15 protein-coding genes are annotated in these 14765 nt (G+C 48.2%); 8 read left to right on the top strand and 7 right to left on the bottom strand.

What is annotated here, in order from left to right:
• On the bottom strand, positions 1 to 431 hold a 431-nt coding region (locus ABYP73_RS05020; RefSeq protein ID WP_372973632.1), incomplete at its 3' end, for an acyl-CoA thioesterase.
• Between the two features lie 55 nt (positions 432 to 486).
• A complete protein-coding gene (locus tag ABYP73_RS05015; RefSeq protein WP_372973631.1) occupies positions 487 to 1434 on the bottom strand; it encodes an SPOR domain-containing protein in 948 nt (315 codons plus the stop codon).
• 100 nt (positions 1435 to 1534) lie between these two features.
• Between ABYP73_RS05015 and dprA the strand changes: the two genes are divergently transcribed.
• The gene (dprA, locus tag ABYP73_RS05010) at positions 1535 to 2638 is read left to right on the top strand and encodes a DNA-processing protein DprA (RefSeq protein ID WP_372973630.1); all 1104 of its coding nucleotides are present in this window, start codon (positions 1535 to 1537) and stop codon (positions 2636 to 2638) included.
• 163 nt (positions 2639 to 2801) lie between these two features.
• Here the strand turns inward: dprA and trpS are convergent, their stop codons facing one another.
• Positions 2802 to 3770: a tryptophan--tRNA ligase gene (gene trpS, locus ABYP73_RS05005; protein ID WP_372945964.1), complete on the bottom strand. Its 969-nt coding sequence runs from the start codon at positions 3768 to 3770 to the stop codon at positions 2802 to 2804.
• 72 nt (positions 3771 to 3842) lie between these two features.
• On the opposite strand from trpS, the gene ABYP73_RS05000 reads away from it, so the two are divergent.
• A complete protein-coding gene (locus ABYP73_RS05000) occupies positions 3843 to 4586 on the top strand; it encodes a lysophospholipid acyltransferase family protein (protein WP_372973629.1) in 744 nt (247 codons plus the stop codon).
• Positions 4587 to 4679: 93 nt separating this feature from the next.
• Here the strand turns inward: ABYP73_RS05000 and ABYP73_RS04995 are convergent, their stop codons facing one another.
• The 4 genes from ABYP73_RS04995 to recA form a co-directional block, all read right to left on the bottom strand.
• Positions 4680 to 6140 carry an outer membrane beta-barrel protein gene (locus ABYP73_RS04995; RefSeq protein ID WP_372973628.1) on the bottom strand — a complete coding sequence of 487 codons (1461 nt, stop codon included), beginning with the start codon at positions 6138 to 6140 and terminating at the stop codon, positions 4680 to 4682.
• A gap of 10 nt (positions 6141 to 6150) precedes the next feature.
• A complete protein-coding gene (locus ABYP73_RS04990) occupies positions 6151 to 6681 on the bottom strand; it encodes an RNA polymerase sigma factor (RefSeq protein ID WP_372973627.1) in 531 nt (176 codons plus the stop codon).
• 40 nt (positions 6682 to 6721) lie between these two features.
• Entirely contained in the window at positions 6722 to 7141 is a 420-nt protein-coding gene (locus ABYP73_RS04985) for a hypothetical protein (protein ID WP_372945678.1), read from the bottom strand.
• Between the two features lie 66 nt (positions 7142 to 7207).
• Positions 7208 to 8215 (bottom strand): recombinase RecA, encoded by a 1008-nt coding sequence (recA, locus tag ABYP73_RS04980; protein WP_372945677.1) that lies wholly within the window; start codon positions 8213 to 8215, stop codon positions 7208 to 7210.
• Positions 8216 to 8487: 272 nt separating this feature from the next.
• Between recA and ABYP73_RS04975 the strand changes: the two genes are divergently transcribed.
• The 6 genes from ABYP73_RS04975 to ABYP73_RS04950 form a co-directional block, all read left to right on the top strand.
• A complete protein-coding gene (locus ABYP73_RS04975; protein ID WP_372973626.1) occupies positions 8488 to 9558 on the top strand; it encodes a rhodanese-related sulfurtransferase in 1071 nt (356 codons plus the stop codon).
• Between the two features lie 85 nt (positions 9559 to 9643).
• Entirely contained in the window at positions 9644 to 10810 is a 1167-nt protein-coding gene (locus ABYP73_RS04970) for a stage 0 sporulation family protein (protein WP_372945675.1), read from the top strand.
• Positions 10803 to 11285 (top strand): gliding motility lipoprotein GldH, encoded by a 483-nt coding sequence (locus tag ABYP73_RS04965; RefSeq protein WP_372945674.1) that lies wholly within the window; start codon positions 10803 to 10805, stop codon positions 11283 to 11285. The genes ABYP73_RS04970 and ABYP73_RS04965 overlap by 8 nt, the downstream gene beginning before the upstream one ends.
• A gap of 3 nt (positions 11286 to 11288) precedes the next feature.
• Positions 11289 to 13631 carry a penicillin-binding protein 1A gene (locus ABYP73_RS04960; protein WP_372973625.1) on the top strand — a complete coding sequence of 781 codons (2343 nt, stop codon included), beginning with the start codon at positions 11289 to 11291 and terminating at the stop codon, positions 13629 to 13631.
• Positions 13632 to 13646: 15 nt separating this feature from the next.
• Complete coding sequence (locus ABYP73_RS04955) at positions 13647 to 14348, top strand: CoA transferase subunit A (protein ID WP_372973624.1); 702 nt, start codon at positions 13647 to 13649, stop codon at positions 14346 to 14348.
• Positions 14348 to 14765, top strand: a 418-nt coding sequence (locus ABYP73_RS04950) for a CoA-transferase (protein ID WP_372973623.1), incomplete at its 3' end; no start/stop codon positions are given. The genes ABYP73_RS04955 and ABYP73_RS04950, both read left to right, overlap by 1 nt.

The raw sequence follows: 14765 nt of genomic DNA, 5'->3' as shown, positions 1-14765 counted from the left end.
CTCAGGGCCCCGTCAAACCTTAATTTTTCCAGCTCAGTTTCGGGCTCAATTGGAGGTACTACAGTAGGTTTTCCGGTTTCATCGACAGCCACGAATGTATAAATGGCCTCGTTTGCTTTCGTTCTTTCCCCGCTTACCCGATCTTCCATCCAGACATCGATATACACCTCCATGGAGGTCCTGAACGTCCTGGAAATTGCCGCTTCCAGGGTTACCACGCTCCCCAGGGGCACGGACCTGTTAAAAGCTACATGGTTTACAGAAGCAGTAACGGCTACACGGCGGCTGTGCCTTCTCGCTGTGATACTGGCGGCCCTGTCCATCCTGGCCAGTAATTCGCCCCCGAAGAGGTTGTTAAGCGGATTGGTTTCACTGGGAAGTACCAGGTCGGTCATCACGGTCCTGGAATCACTGGGTGTCTTGGGATTCATGGGATAAGTTTTCGCAAAGATACGAGCTAAACAAAGCCGGGAAAAGACAAGGATACTATTTTACGGAAAGCATCCAGGCGTCTTTGGATTCCGTCGCCCGGATCCTTTTCAGCGCATCGAGAGCTTCCCTGGGGGTATCATGGCTCTCAAAGGCCACCTGGTATAAACCGAATTTATTCTGGCCTACATAAAAGGCATCAAAACCTTTTTTGCGCAATTGGCTGATCTTCCTGTCAGCATTACTCCTTTCTCTGAAGGCGCCGGCAATAATATGGTGACGTTTTCTGGTATTCTTTTCCACCTCTAACCGGAATACCGGAAGTTCGAGGGGTTTGGTATCAAAAAAGGTCGCTTCCTGTATGCTGCTGGATATGATCTCCTGGGCTTTTTGCTGAGACAGGGCGGTATTGACCTGTGCCTGATCATAAGTGAGGTACCCGCTGAATCCTGCTGAAATGGCAAGTAAAACAATGGCCGCATACTTAAGCAAAGGTCTGAAATTGCTCTTCTCCCGTTCTTCCCGTGTGATGATAAACGGAACCTTTTCTTCGATCTCTTCCACCTCCTGTTTCAGAACTTCCCTGAGAATGGGTTTGGAGACGATCGGACTAAGACCAAAAGAAGAGGTGAGATAATTGGTGTGACGGGCCGGCTGAAAAATAAGTTTCCCTTCCCGGGTAGGTTTGAAGGATCCGATATTTTCAAGCACGAGGGCCTCTCCCTGCTTTAATTGTGCTTTCCAGTCCTTTACCTTTGCCGCCAACCTGTCCTGAATCTCCTCGTAGGAGGACTTTTCAGCCTCCGCCATGTAAGAGATAAGCAGGCCGTCGTTGGATTGGAGCTGACTGTTGAAGGACAGCACCTTGGAAGGGGGGTGGAATGTATTAGCAGCTTTGTCTATGGAGGCGGGTTTCACGTGCGTCAGCAATGCACCGAATTCGGGAATAACAACGCAATTATACCTGTATAGAAGTTCTTGTATGTATTCCGAGGCACTCATCATAACAAAGATGAAAAAAAATAGACCTGCTTCAAAACACCGTATGACTTTTTATCAACATAACTATTTGACGGTTTTGTTTGTGAGAAATTGATGTTGCGAGATGATGAATGAGGAAATAATTTCTTTATTACGACTCCAGGCCATTCCCAACCTGGGAGAAATCTCAGCCAGAAAGCTCATACAGCGATGCGGCAGTGCGGCTGGGATCTTTAAAGAGAAAAAGAGTACTCTTCTGGAGCTCAAAGGGATTGGCACCTGGCATATTCACCATCTCCGGGATATCCGATATCTCAAATCGGCCGTAAAGGAATTCCGTTATATCGCGGACCGGGGGATTGAAGTCATTCCATTTACGGACCAAAGGTATCCCCCATATTTAAATCACTGTCCTGATGGCCCTTTGCTTCTCTTTGCGAAGGGGAATATACACCTGGAAGGGCATAGGATCCTCAGCATCGTTGGAACCCGAAACATGACCCGGCAGGGAGGTGAATTTTGCAGGAATCTCATAGAGGAACTCAGGCCCTTAAACCCGGTAATTGTGAGTGGGTTTGCCTACGGGGTGGATATCTGTGTCCACGAGGCCGCATTGGATTTCGGCTTACAGACCATAGGCTGCCTGGCGCATGGTTTGAACCAGATATACCCCAGGTCACATCAAAGATTCTGCAGGCCTGTGGAACAAAATGGAGGGTTTCTCACAGAATTCTGGAGTATTAGTAAGCCGGAAAGGAATAATTTTCTCAAAAGAAACCGGATCATAGCGGGTATGAGCGAAGCCACTGTAGTTATTGAGTCAGGGGAAAAGGGCGGCAGCCTGGTCACTGCGGAGATGGCAAATGGGTATAACCGGGATGTATTCGCCGTACCGGGTCGGCCCACAGACCTATACAGTGAGGGGACCAACGCCTTGATAAAGACACAAAAAGCCCATATGCTGACCTCAGCTGCAGATCTTATCTATCATCTGAACTGGGACCTAGAGGAAAAGACCCAACCGGTCGTTCAAAAACAACTCTTTGTTCAATTAGACAGTGAAGAACAAAGGATTTTTTCTCAATTAGAAGAAGGGGGTCGAATAAAACTCGATGACATCGCTATGAAGAGTGGTCTTTCTATTGGCAGGACGGCCTCTGCATTGCTTTCCATGGAGATGAAAGGGGCAGTCCGGCCACTGCCGGGAAAATTTTTTGAGGCCACCTGAACAGCCTAAACAGACTAGTGGGTTTGTAGAGGTTCATATAGGTGAAAGAAAAGCTATACCAGTCGCATTTCATCGATCATTAATCCCGTAGAACCAGGGAATAGGATAGATAAGGTAAATCTGAAGAGAAAGGAACAGACCGATACGTCGGTTTGGTGAAATTCTAATAACCCAGTTTTTCCCTGACCCTCAGTAGCACATTATCGGCCACTTTTTGCGCTTTTTGGGATCCCAGATGCAATAATTCATCGACTTCAGACAGGTTTTCCATATAGTAGACGAACTTTTTCCTGGGCACCTCAAATTTCTCGAGAATGCATTCCAGTAAAGCCTTTTTAGCGTGACCGTAGCCGTAATTCCCGCCCAGGTAATTTTCTCTCATCTGTTTTACTTCGGCAGGGGAGGCCAGAAGGGAGTACAGGGCAAAGACAGTGTCCTTATCCGGGTCTTTGGGATCTTCAAGAGGAGTGCTGTCCGTCTGAATCCCCATGATCTGTTTCTTGAGTTGTTTTTCAGGAAGGAAGATGTCGATGAGATTACCCTTGCTCTTACTCATTTTTTCACCGTCCGTCCCGGGGATATACATGGTCTCTTCCTTTACTTTGGCTTCGGGCATCACGAAGGTATCCCCCAGTTGGGTGTGGAAGCGCGAGGCTACATCCCTGGTCATTTCCAGGTGCTGAAGCTGATCTTTTCCCACCGGGACGATATCTGCGTCGTACAGCAGGATGTCTGCTGCCATCAGCATGGGATAGGTGAACAGGCCGGCGTTGACATCTCCCAGCCTGTCTGCCTTATCCTTAAAGGAATGGGCGAGTGTCAGTCTCTGGTAGGGAAAGAAACAACTCAGGTACCAGGCCAGTTCCGTGACCTGGGGCACATCGCTCTGACGGTAGAAGACCGTTTTCTCCACATCCAGACCAAAAGCCAGCCAGGCAGCGGCAGTGGCGTAGGTATTCATCCGCAACTCTTCCCCGTTTTTGATCTGGGTGAGGGAGTGCATATCCGCAATAAAAAGAAAGGACTCATTACGGGCATCTTCGGCCATTTCAATGGCCGGGATGATCGCGCCCAGGAGGTTGCCCAGATGCGGTGTGCCTGTACTTTGGATCCCTGTTAATATTCGTGCCATAGGCCTTCTGGTAAAGAATGACAAAAGTAAAAGAAATCCTAGAACCCTGCTAAAATTGTTATTTTTGATTCCATGTTAAAGGGTATACTCTGGGTAGGCCAATTGCTGTACCGCATTTGGTTTTACATACTGGTGGCCATTCCGATTTTACTTTTCTCCCCTATTCTGGTGATTCTTACCCTTTCAGAAAAGACCTATCCCCAGTTTTTCTGGATGGCCAGGAACATTTGGGCCAATTTGATCCTTTACGGAATGGGATGTATCCCAAGGATCAGGTATCACGAAAAGCTGATACCCGGTAAAAGTTACATGCTGATCGCTAACCATACGAGCATGCTGGACATCATGCTCATGTTGAGAGCCAGTCGGAATCCCTTCGTTTTCGTTGGGAAAAAAGAACTGGTCAGGATCCCTATCTTCGGATTTTTCTATAAAAGGGTCTGCATCATGGTAGACCGGGACAACAGTAAAAGTCGGATGGGCGTTTACTGGCGGGCACAGCGCAGGCTCGATCAGGGACTGAGCATCTGCATCTTTCCAGAGGGAGGTGTACCCCCCGAGGAAGTGGTCCTCGACCAATTTAAGGACGGGGCTTTTAAGATGGGGATTTCACATAAAATACCGATCGTTCCCATGATATTTTTCGATGTAAAGGAACGCTTTCCCTTTACTATAAAGGGTAGCGGCCCCGGAATTTTACGGGTACATGTTTACCCGTTTATCAACACAGAAACTCTGCGCGAAAATCAGGCAATTCCTTTAAGGGACAGCACCAGGGATTTTATGTTGAGGAAATTGCAGGAAGGTCCTGTGTAGTAGTAAATATACAGAACAGTATAATAAACACCCCGCAGGGTTGCGGGGTGCCTCAGGGTTACTTAGAAGGCAGTAACCAACCTAACCAACATCTTAGAACCGGAAATTGAGTCCGGAATAGACCCCCATAGAAAAGGGTTGAAAATTCCCGGAGGTATCCGTAAATGTGTTGAGCTGATATTTGAACATGGGTTCCAGGTTCAGTCGCAAATTATCGTTGATCTCATAGGAGAGGCCCACTCCAAAATTCGTACTGAAGTTGAGATCATTGATGTTGTTTGCCTCCCCCATCTCAGTAATATTCCCGTTCGATTCAAGGACCACAGTGTTATTGGTGAGGAAAAGGGAGCTTATCCCGCCTACAAGGCTGACGCCCACCTTGCGCTCAACCAGTGCATAGGTGAGTTCGAGGGGCACTTCGAGGTACCCGAATTCCTGCACCATTTTCCCGTTCAGGGAAGGATCAGGTCCGGCCACATCCTGTGCATTTTCCAGCTCCAATTTTCCACTGTTCGTATTGCTCCTCACCACGAGATTCCTCGAACTGAGATTGTAGTCGATGTTGTTGATGATCCCATTGGTATTGGCATTTAAGGAGGAGGAAAAGGATACGTCCTGTGTGTCATAGCCAAAATCGACCCTGTGTACCCCAGATCTCACTTTCAGCCTTTTTGCGAGTTCGTAGCTCACGGAGACGCCATAACTCATATTGACATTTCCTGATTTTGCATTGTCCCTGAAACTGGAATGAATAGGAGAACCCTGGGCAAGTGAACTGAAGTAGACAGGAGCTACCCGAGGACCTACTTCCCATCTTCCTTCTGGTTTTTCTTCGACCAACTCTTCTTCCTGGGCTGCAATGGCTTCCAGAATGGAGGGTATTTCGACCGTTTTCTCACTTTCGGGATCTGGGACTTCCTCAGCCTGTTCTTTCTCTGCATTCTTTGCCACAACTCCTTCGGGCAAAACCTCTTTCTCCATGTTCTTCTTTCCATTCTCCTGCCCGGCTGAAGGCGTAAGCCCTAAAGCTAATTCATTCGATTCAGCGGCAGCCATTCGGGAAGGCTCTTCCACCTTCTCTGCAGCAGCTCCGGTGTTCGAAGATTCGTTCCGGGCCAGGGTGGTCTGCGCTTTTGAAGAAGAGATATTCATCCCATTAGCTTTGATGTTTTCATTAACGGTTTCTTCCTGACCTCTTTTTAAGGTTTCCCGATCATCCGCAGAATTCTCTTTGGAGACTACGATCGCACCTTTTTCGTCTGCTGCCTTTTCAGAGTCCATTAGCCCCGGTTCAGAATTAGCAGGACTATCGGATTGGGTGCCCGATACGGATTCTGGAGCGTTAGGAGTATCTCCTTCCGGAAGGAAGAGGAAAAGACCTGCAATAAGCAAGGCCGCCACCCCGGCTATTCGCCACCACACGGGAAGGATCCTTCGTTTGCTTTTTCTTTTGTCCAGTGAAGCCGATACCCTTTCCCAGACGTGTTCCTCAGGGATCTGACTGAAATTTTCTAGCTTTTCCCGGAATACCTTTTCTATGTCTTTCTGTTTCATGCCCATGGAATTAAGCAATGTTGATATTTTCTTTCTTTAACTTCTCCTTCAGGATCATTTTTGCCCTGGAGAGATTAGATTTCGAGGTGCCCGTTGAGGTTCCCAGCATTTCGCTGATCTCCTTGTGGGTGTACCCGTCCAGCACGAACAGATTGAAGGTGAGTCTGTATTTTGCAGGCAACTCCTGTACGTATTGTAATAGGGTTGAGAGCGGGACATCGGCATATTCGAATTCCACCTCTTCTTCCTCTTTTATATTTTCAGTTACCACGTTCATGTATTGGTCCTTTCGGTATTTTTGCAACACCGTATTCACAGTGATCCGCTTTAACCAACCTTCGAAGGAACCCTTGAACTTGAACTGGTCTATCTTGTCATAGATGGTGAGAAAGCTATCGTGCAGATTGTCTTCGGCTTCCATCTTATTGCGTGAATATTTCAGGCAAAGTCCAAATAAGACACTGGAATACTTTCGGTAAAGCTTTTCCTGTGCTTTCCTGTCTCCTTTTACGCAACGATGTATGAGCTTTTTCAGATCCAAAATGTTGGTTAGATTTAGATCCCTGTGCCCTATATTAGGATCAATTCACGGGGACTTCCACCTCTAAGTACTGCTGATTCCCATTTTCATCCTCCCCGGTCCAGAAACGGAAGAGATAGGGCTCATCATAAAGACAAATAAAATTGAATGAGGCTTCTAGCTCCTCAGTAGCCAGCGTACAAACTTCTTCGTAGAAATCTGAGCCGATAGCGACCACGTTTCGCGTGGTCACTCCTTCTTTGGTGATATCAAATCCTTCGAAGAAAATACAGGCGCTGGGGCGCAGGTAGGTCACCCTGATCTCGTAGGTCTCATTGAGTTCAAAAGACTCCGGAAGATCTGCACTCAGGATCTGCAGGGGGACAAATCTGAAATTCACGCGGTCATCTTCCAGCTTACAGGATGAAAGCCCGAAAAAAACGACGCAAAGCAACAGGGATATGGGTTTCTTAAAGCTCATCTCATTACAGGTTTTCCTTAAGATGAAATTAAGGGATAAAGGTTGCTTTGGGCTGGTAGAGAAGGTCTATACCTTAATGGCGGTAATGGCCTCTTTGATCTTAGCCTCGAGTTCTTCAAGCAGCTCAGGATTGTCCTGAAGAAGGACTTTTACGGCATCCCTTCCCTGTCCGAGCTTGGTATCACCGTAACTGAACCAGGAGCCACTCTTTTTGATGATCTCGAATTCAACCCCCAGATCGAGGATCTCCCCAACCTTGGAGATCCCTTCCCCGTACATGATGTCGAATTCGGCCGTCTTGAAGGGTGGGGCCACTTTGTTCTTCACGACTTTCACCCGGGTCTTATTACCCTGCACATTGCCATCGGTATCCTTGATCTGTGTAGATCTGCGGATATCGAGCCTGACCGATGCATAGAATTTAAGGGCATTACCACCCGTAGTGGTCTCTGGATTACCAAACATTACCCCGATCTTTTCCCTCAACTGGTTGATAAAGATCACGGTACAATGGGTCTTGCTTATGGATGCGGTGAGTTTCCTCAACGCTTGCGACATGAGTCGGGCGTGCAGCCCCATCTTGGAATCCCCCATCTCGCCTTCGATCTCGCTTTTTGGTGTAAGGGCGGCCACGGAGTCGATGATCACGATGTCGATGGCCCCGGAACGGATCAAATTATCTGCGATCTCGAGGGCCTGCTCCCCGTGATCGGGTTGTGAAATGATCAGGTTATCAATATCAACGCCCAGCTTTTGGGCATAAAAACGGTCGAATGCGTGTTCTGCATCAATAAAAGCTGCAATCCCACCTTTCTTTTGTGCTTCAGCGATCGCATGCAGGGTCAGGGTTGTTTTTCCTGACGATTCGGGACCATAGATCTCAATCACCCTGCCTCTTGGATAACCTCCAACTCCCAGGGCGATGTCCAGACCGAGCGAACCCGATGAGATCACCTCCACATCGGCGACCACATCATCCCCCATCTTCATTACAGCCCCCTTCCCATAGGTCTTGTCGAGTTTGTCCAGGGTAAGTTTAAGGGCTTTCAACTTGGCTTCTTTCTCACTGCTCATGTCTTCTGTGTCTTAAATTAAAAGGGTGACTAAATTACCACTTCTTTTTGCATATCACAATCAGAAAAGCAACCTTTTTAAAATAATCCCATCTACTTCAAAAGCATCATTAATTCTTGTTCACTTTATTGGTTTTGACTACTATGGAAAAGAAGATTTCCTTAAAGTGATCGAAAAGGGTCCTGACATCATTCAGGGCCCTTTTTTATTTGATTACCCTGTAAAAGTTGTACTTTTGTACCTCATTTCATTCACCTTAATTACGGTATAGCATGCAACTGTACAATACATTAAGTGCGAAAGAAAGGGAAGCCCTCATTGAAGAGGCCGGCAAGGACCGCCTCACGATTTCCTTCTACAGATACGCACACATCGGTAATCCTCAGATCTTCAGGAACTATATTTTTCTGGCATGGGACGCCCTTGAAGTCCTGGGCAGGATCTATGTGGCCCATGAAGGTATCAATGCCCAACTATCGGTTCCCGCCGAGAATTTTGAAGCCTTTAAAGCCCATCTGGACAGTATCAGTTTCCTGGAAAACGTCCGATTGAACATCGCCATCGAACAGGACAACAAATCCTTCCTGAAACTGAAGATCAAAGTGCGCGACAAGATCGTGGCAGACGGCCTGAACGACGACACTTTTGATGTTACCGACAAGGGGATCCACGTGGGGGCAGAGCAGTTCAACGAACTCGTCGAGGACCCGGATACCCTCCTGGTTGACATGCGCAACCATTACGAAAGTGAAATCGGCCATTTTAAAAATGCCATTACCCCAGATGTGGATACCTTCCGGGACTCACTCGATATCATAGAAAAACAGCTATCAGGCTTCAAAGAAGACAAAAAGCTTGTTATGTATTGTACCGGAGGCATCCGATGTGAAAAAGCCAGCGCATACTACAAACACAAGGGATTCAAGCAGGTCTATCAACTGGAAGGCGGTATCATCGACTATACCCGGCAGGTAAAAGCAAAAGGACTGGAGAACAAGTTCATGGGCAAGAATTTCGTCTTTGACCAGAGGAGGAGTGAACGCATCTCTGATGACATCATCTCCAATTGCCATCAGTGTGGGGAGCCTTGTGACACCCACGTGAATTGTGCCAACGAGGCCTGCCACCTGCTGTTCATCCAATGCGAGTCCTGTGCGGCTAAGATGGACTACTGCTGTTCCGAGGCTTGTAAAGAGATCCATGCCTTACCCGAGGAGGTTCAAAAGGAGCTGAGGAAGGGAAAAACCGTGAGCAATAAGATCTTCAAAAAAGGCAGATCGGAGGTCCTGGTGTACAAAAAAAACCCTGAACAGGCAGTCGGTACTGATTTTACTTCACACTAAAAAAATAGTATCTTTACCCATAGTAATTTTTATGAACCTTTTTTGGGCAAAGGCACTGCATTTGTCCAAATCAAGATAAAACATTATGGGTTGTAGCAGTTGTTCAACCGTCAAGGATGGACAACCTAGGGGATGCAAGAACAATGGTACTTGCGGTACGGATGGTTGTAATAAGTTAACGGTATTTGACTGGCTCTCCAACATGTCTCTTCCCAATGGGGAGAAACGCTTCGACTGTGTGGAGGTACGGTTTAAAAACAGCAGGAAGGAATTCTTCCGGGTTCCGGAAGACATCAGTCTTTCCATCGGTGATATTGTGGCTACCCAGGCAAAATCAGGCCACGATGTCGGCATTGTGACACTGGTCGGAGAACTCGTCCGTATCCAGATGAAAAAGAAAAAGGTAGCCCATGACGATACGGAGTTACCCAAGATCTACAGAAAAGCTACACAGAAGGATATAGACAAATGGCAGAAATGCAGGGGGAAGGAAGATGAGATCAAGAAAAGGTCGCGTGAAATGGCCATTTTGCTCAGACTTCAAATGAAGATCTCAGATGTGGAATTTCAGGGAGACGGTTCCAAGGCTACTTTTTACTATACCGCAGAAGACAGGGTAGACTTCAGACAGCTGATCAAGGACATGGCGAAAGCCTTTGGGATCCGGATCGAAATGAGACAGATAGGATACCGACAGGAGGCCCAGAGACTCGGTGGCATCGGTTCCTGTGGCAGGGAACTCTGCTGTTCCACCTGGCTCACAGATTTCAGGTCGGTCAGCACCTCTGCTGCGAGATATCAGCAACTTTCCCTGAACCCTCAAAAACTCGCAGGGCAGTGCGGTAAGTTGAAATGCTGCCTCAACTACGAACTCGACATGTACCTCGAAGCCCTTAAAGATTTCCCACCGCAGGAAAGCAAGCTCTACACAGAAAAGGGGACTGCTTTTTGCCAGAAAACGGATATTTTCAAGGGATTGCTTTGGTACTCCTACAAGGACGATCCGTCCCGCTGGCATACTCTGACAAAGGAGCAGGTACAGGAGATCATACAGAAGAACAAGTCGAAGGAAAAAGTGGCAAGCCTGGAGATCTATGCCACGGACAATGTGGAAAGGGAGGCTACGCTATTCGACAATTCCTCAGGGCAGGACAGTCTCACCCGATTCGACCGCCCAAAGCAGAAAAAAAGAAGGAAAAAGAACAACAAAAGGAGGAGGAATCCCGCAAAATCCTCGAGGAAAAATGCATAGAGCAAAATACCTTTTGATCTTTCTGCTGGGGGGACTGACCGGATGTGGCAATGCCGTGGAGTTCTCTGAATTCCACGCCCTTGAGAACGGCAGGTGGAACAGGGATGATATTGTGGAATTCGAGACCCCTGAATTGAGTCCGGACCAGGCCTATGATCTCTATATCCATATCAGGAACGATGAGAGTTTTCCTTACAGCAACCTGTTCCTGATCACCGAATTGGAATCCCCTGAAGGTGAGACGACAAGGGATACCCTGGAGTATCTGATGGCCGAGGCAGACGGGGCCTGGCTGGGTTTAGGGTATGGAAGTATTAAAGAAAATAAGCTTTGGTACAAGGAAAACATCAAATTGCCCGTTTCAGGCGTATATACTATACGAATAGAACAGGCCATGCGCAAAAACGGAAGCGTTGAGGGTGTAACTGAACTGCAGGGAATCACCGATGTAGGCCTGGAAATTGAAAGGCGATAGAACATGGCAAGAGCAAAGAAAAAATCTGTAGACAATTCTTTTTTTCCGTTTATCAAATGGTTCTGGATCCTGTTTCTCAGTGGTATCCTGGGCGTGTTCCTGATCTTCCTGCTCGCTGCATGGGGAGTATTCGGGGAGATGCCGACCTTTGAAAGGCTGGAAAACCCACAGACCAATCTCGCTACCGAGATCATATCCTCTGATGGGGCCACGCTGGGTAAGTTTTACCTGGATGACAACAGGACCCCTGTTGCCTATAAAGACTTACCGGAGAACCTTGTCAATGCCCTGGTCGCTACAGAAGATGCGCGATACTACGAACACTCGGGGATCGACGGCATAGGCACGATGAGGGCGTTTATTTTCCTCGGTCAGAGGGGAGGTGCCAGCACTATTTCTCAACAGTTGGCACGTCAGTTGTTCGTGGGGGTAAGGTCAAAGAATCTCTTTCAGGCTGTTACCCAGAAGATCAAGGAATGGGTCATCGCCACAAGGCTCGAACGGAACTATACGAAAGAGGAGATCATAGCCATGTATATGAATATCTACGATTTTGGCTATAACGCAGACGGGATCCGTTCTGCTTCCAGGATCTATTTTGGAAAGGAACCCCGTGACCTAAAAATCGAGGAGTCTGCCGTCCTTGTCGGGATGCTGAAAAATTCCTCCTTATACAATCCCATTCGAAGAGAACAACTGGTACTCGACCGGCGTAATACCGTCCTCTCCCAGATGGAAAAATACGACTATATCTCAGAGGAAGAGAAAGATTCCCTACAGGCCCTGAAAATGGACATCAATTTCAGCCCTGAATCGCACCGGGAAGGCCTGGCGACCTATTTCAGGATGTACCTGCAAGGATTTTTGAACAACTGGCTCAAAAAGAACCCGAAACCGGTTACGGCAGAAGGAGAACGGGACACCTGGAACATCTACCTGGACGGGCTCAAGGTGTACACGACCATCGACTCGAGGATGCAGAAGAATGCAGAAGATGCGGTGGCAGAGCATATGAAAAGACTGCAGGCGGAATTCTTTCATCAGAATACGCCTCAGCGTAACCCGACAACGCCTTTCCTCGACCTGGAGAGGGAGGAGATCAAGACCATCCTGGAGAGGGCTATGAAGAATTCTGAACGGTGGCGAATTATGAAAGCAGCCGGGAAGTCAGAAGAAGAGATCCGGGAATCCTTCAACCAGAAAACCGAGATGACGGTATTCGACTGGAACAGTGAGACCCGGGAGAAGGATACTGTGATGACCCCTATGGATTCCATCAGATACTACAAGACCATCCTCAGGACGGCCATGATGTCTATGGAACCCCAAACCGGCCACGTGAAAGCATGGGTTGGGGGGATCAACTACAAGCATTTTCAGTATGACAATGTGATCCAGGGTGCCAGGCAGGCGGGATCTACCTTCAAACCCTTTGTATATGCTGCCGCTATTGACCAGCTCAGGATGTCTCCCTGCGACGAGCTGCCGGACAGCCAGTATTGTATAGAAGCAGGGAAACACGGTAACCCCGAACCCTGGTGCCCAAAGAACTCAGACGGAAGGTATTCCGGGAACATGTATACCCTGAAAAGGGCTCTGGCAAATTCAGTGAATACGGTGACTGCACAACTCATCGATAAAGTCGGGCCAAAACCAGTGGTTTCCATTGTCAAGAACCTCGGCCTTACCAGGGAGATCCCTGAAGTACCCTCTATTGCCCTGGGAACGCCCGATTTTAACGTGTATGAAATGGTAGGAGCCTATGGGACTTTTGCCAATCAGGGGGTCTATGTGAAGCCGGTCATGGTGACCCGTATCGAAGACAAGAACGGAACCGTGCTCTATGAGTATGTCCCCGAGACCAAAGATGTTTTGAGCAAGGAAGTGGCCTATGCCATGATCAACCTGCTGGAAGGTGTTACGGAAGGGGGATCGGGAACCCGGCTCAGGCACAGTTTCAATAAGAACGACGCTCTGTACAAGGAGATCATTACCGGGTATCCCTATGAATTTACCAATCCTATCGCCGGGAAAACAGGGACGACCCAAAACCAAAGTGATGGGTGGTTTATGGGGATGGTCCCTAACCTGGTCACCGGAGTGTGGGTCGGAGGGGAAGAGCGGGCTACCCACTTTAAGTCGATCAACTACGGGCAGGGCGCTTCCATGGCCTTACCAATCTGGGCCCTGTACATGAAAAAGAATTATGAGGATCCTGATCTGGGTGTTTCAAAAGAGGAATTCCAGGCACCGGAAAATATGACCATAAATCTCGATTGTTCTAAAGTCATTCAGGCTGTAGGAGAAGAAGATGACCTGAAAGACGACCTGGAACTCGATTTCTAAATAAAAACACGAGCTATGATCCCTAAAACAGTTGGAGGACCTGAGGAAGCGTTGCAAGGAGTTAAAGACGGTATGACCCTCATGCTGGGGGGGTTTGGTCTTTGTGGTATCCCGGAAAACGCCATTGCCGAACTGGTCAGGTTGGGGGTCAAGGACCTGACCTGCATCAGCAATAATGCAGGGGTAGACGACTTTGGCCTGGGATTGTTGTTGCAAAAGCACCAGATCCGAAAAATGATTTCCTCCTATGTGGGAGAGAATGATGAATTCGAACGTCAAATGCTCAGCGGAGAACTGGAAGTGGAACTGACGCCCCAGGGGACCCTGGCTGAAAAATGCAGGGCGGCCCAGGCCGGATTTCCCGCCTTTTATACCCCGGCCGGCTTCGGGACCGAAGTGGCGGAGGGCAAGGAAACACGTGAGTTCAATGGAAAGATGTACGTGCTGGAATACGCTTATAAGGCCGATTTCTCTTTTGTAAAGGCATGGAAAGGGGATGAGGCCGGTAACCTGATCTTCAAAGGCACCGCCCGGAATTTTAACCCCTGTATGTGCGGCGCTGCGAAGATCACGGTGGCGGAGGTAGAGGAATTGCTCCCTGTCGGATCCCTGGACCCCAATGAAATTCATATTCCCGGAATCTTTGTGCAAAGGATCTTCAAGGGGGAGAAATACGAAAAGAGAATCGAACAACGAACCGTAAGAACCCGTAACTGATGCTGGACAAGAATGGAATAGCAAAAAGGATAGCGAAGGAAGTCAAGGATGGCTATTACGTCAACCTGGGCATTGGGATCCCTACATTGGTGGCTAATTTCGTACGCCGTGATATCCATGTGGAGTTTCAAAGCGAGAACGGTGTTCTGGGGATGGGTCCTTTCCCATTTGAAGGAGAGGAAGATGCCGATATTATCAATGCCGGGAAACAAACCATTACCACACTCCCTGGAGCCTCCTTTTTTGATTCGGCCCTCAGTTTCTCCATGATCAGGGGGCAACACGTAGACCTGACCATCCTGGGAGCAATGGAAGTGGCGGAGAACGGAGACATCGCCAACTGGAAGATCCCCGGAAAAATGGTCAAGGGGATGGGAGGTGCCATGGATCTCGTCGCCTCAGCCGAGAACATCATCG

Source organism: Muriicola sp. (genome assembly GCF_041567615.1).
In the GTDB taxonomy this organism is placed as follows: Bacteria; Bacteroidota; Bacteroidia; order Flavobacteriales; family Flavobacteriaceae; genus Muriicola.
The sequence above is the reverse complement of the archived record's forward strand: the minus strand, read 5'-3'. Positions and strand labels throughout refer to the sequence as shown.

What these genes read in the sequence shown, in the direction of transcription:
- ABYP73_RS05015 (WP_372973631.1), bottom strand. Translation starts at nt 1,434, where the DNA reads ATGATGAGTGCCTCGGAATACATACAAGAACTTCTATACAGGTATAAT.
- dprA (WP_372973630.1), top strand. Translation starts at nt 1,535, where the DNA reads ATGATGAATGAGGAAATAATTTCTTTATTACGACTCCAGGCCATTCCC.
- trpS (WP_372945964.1), bottom strand. Translation starts at nt 3,770, where the DNA reads ATGGCACGAATATTAACAGGGATCCAAAGTACAGGCACACCGCATCTG.
- ABYP73_RS05000 (WP_372973629.1), top strand. Translation starts at nt 3,843, where the DNA reads ATGTTAAAGGGTATACTCTGGGTAGGCCAATTGCTGTACCGCATTTGG.
- ABYP73_RS04995 (WP_372973628.1), bottom strand. Translation starts at nt 6,140, where the DNA reads ATGAAACAGAAAGACATAGAAAAGGTATTCCGGGAAAAGCTAGAAAAT.
- ABYP73_RS04985 (WP_372945678.1), bottom strand. Translation starts at nt 7,141, where the DNA reads ATGAGCTTTAAGAAACCCATATCCCTGTTGCTTTGCGTCGTTTTTTTC.
- recA (WP_372945677.1), bottom strand. Translation starts at nt 8,215, where the DNA reads ATGAGCAGTGAGAAAGAAGCCAAGTTGAAAGCCCTTAAACTTACCCTG.
- ABYP73_RS04975 (WP_372973626.1), top strand. Translation starts at nt 8,488, where the DNA reads ATGCAACTGTACAATACATTAAGTGCGAAAGAAAGGGAAGCCCTCATT.
- ABYP73_RS04970 (WP_372945675.1), top strand. Translation starts at nt 9,644, where the DNA reads ATGGGTTGTAGCAGTTGTTCAACCGTCAAGGATGGACAACCTAGGGGA.
- ABYP73_RS04965 (WP_372945674.1), top strand. Translation starts at nt 10,803, where the DNA reads ATGCATAGAGCAAAATACCTTTTGATCTTTCTGCTGGGGGGACTGACC.
- ABYP73_RS04960 (WP_372973625.1), top strand. Translation starts at nt 11,289, where the DNA reads ATGGCAAGAGCAAAGAAAAAATCTGTAGACAATTCTTTTTTTCCGTTT.
- ABYP73_RS04955 (WP_372973624.1), top strand. Translation starts at nt 13,647, where the DNA reads ATGATCCCTAAAACAGTTGGAGGACCTGAGGAAGCGTTGCAAGGAGTT.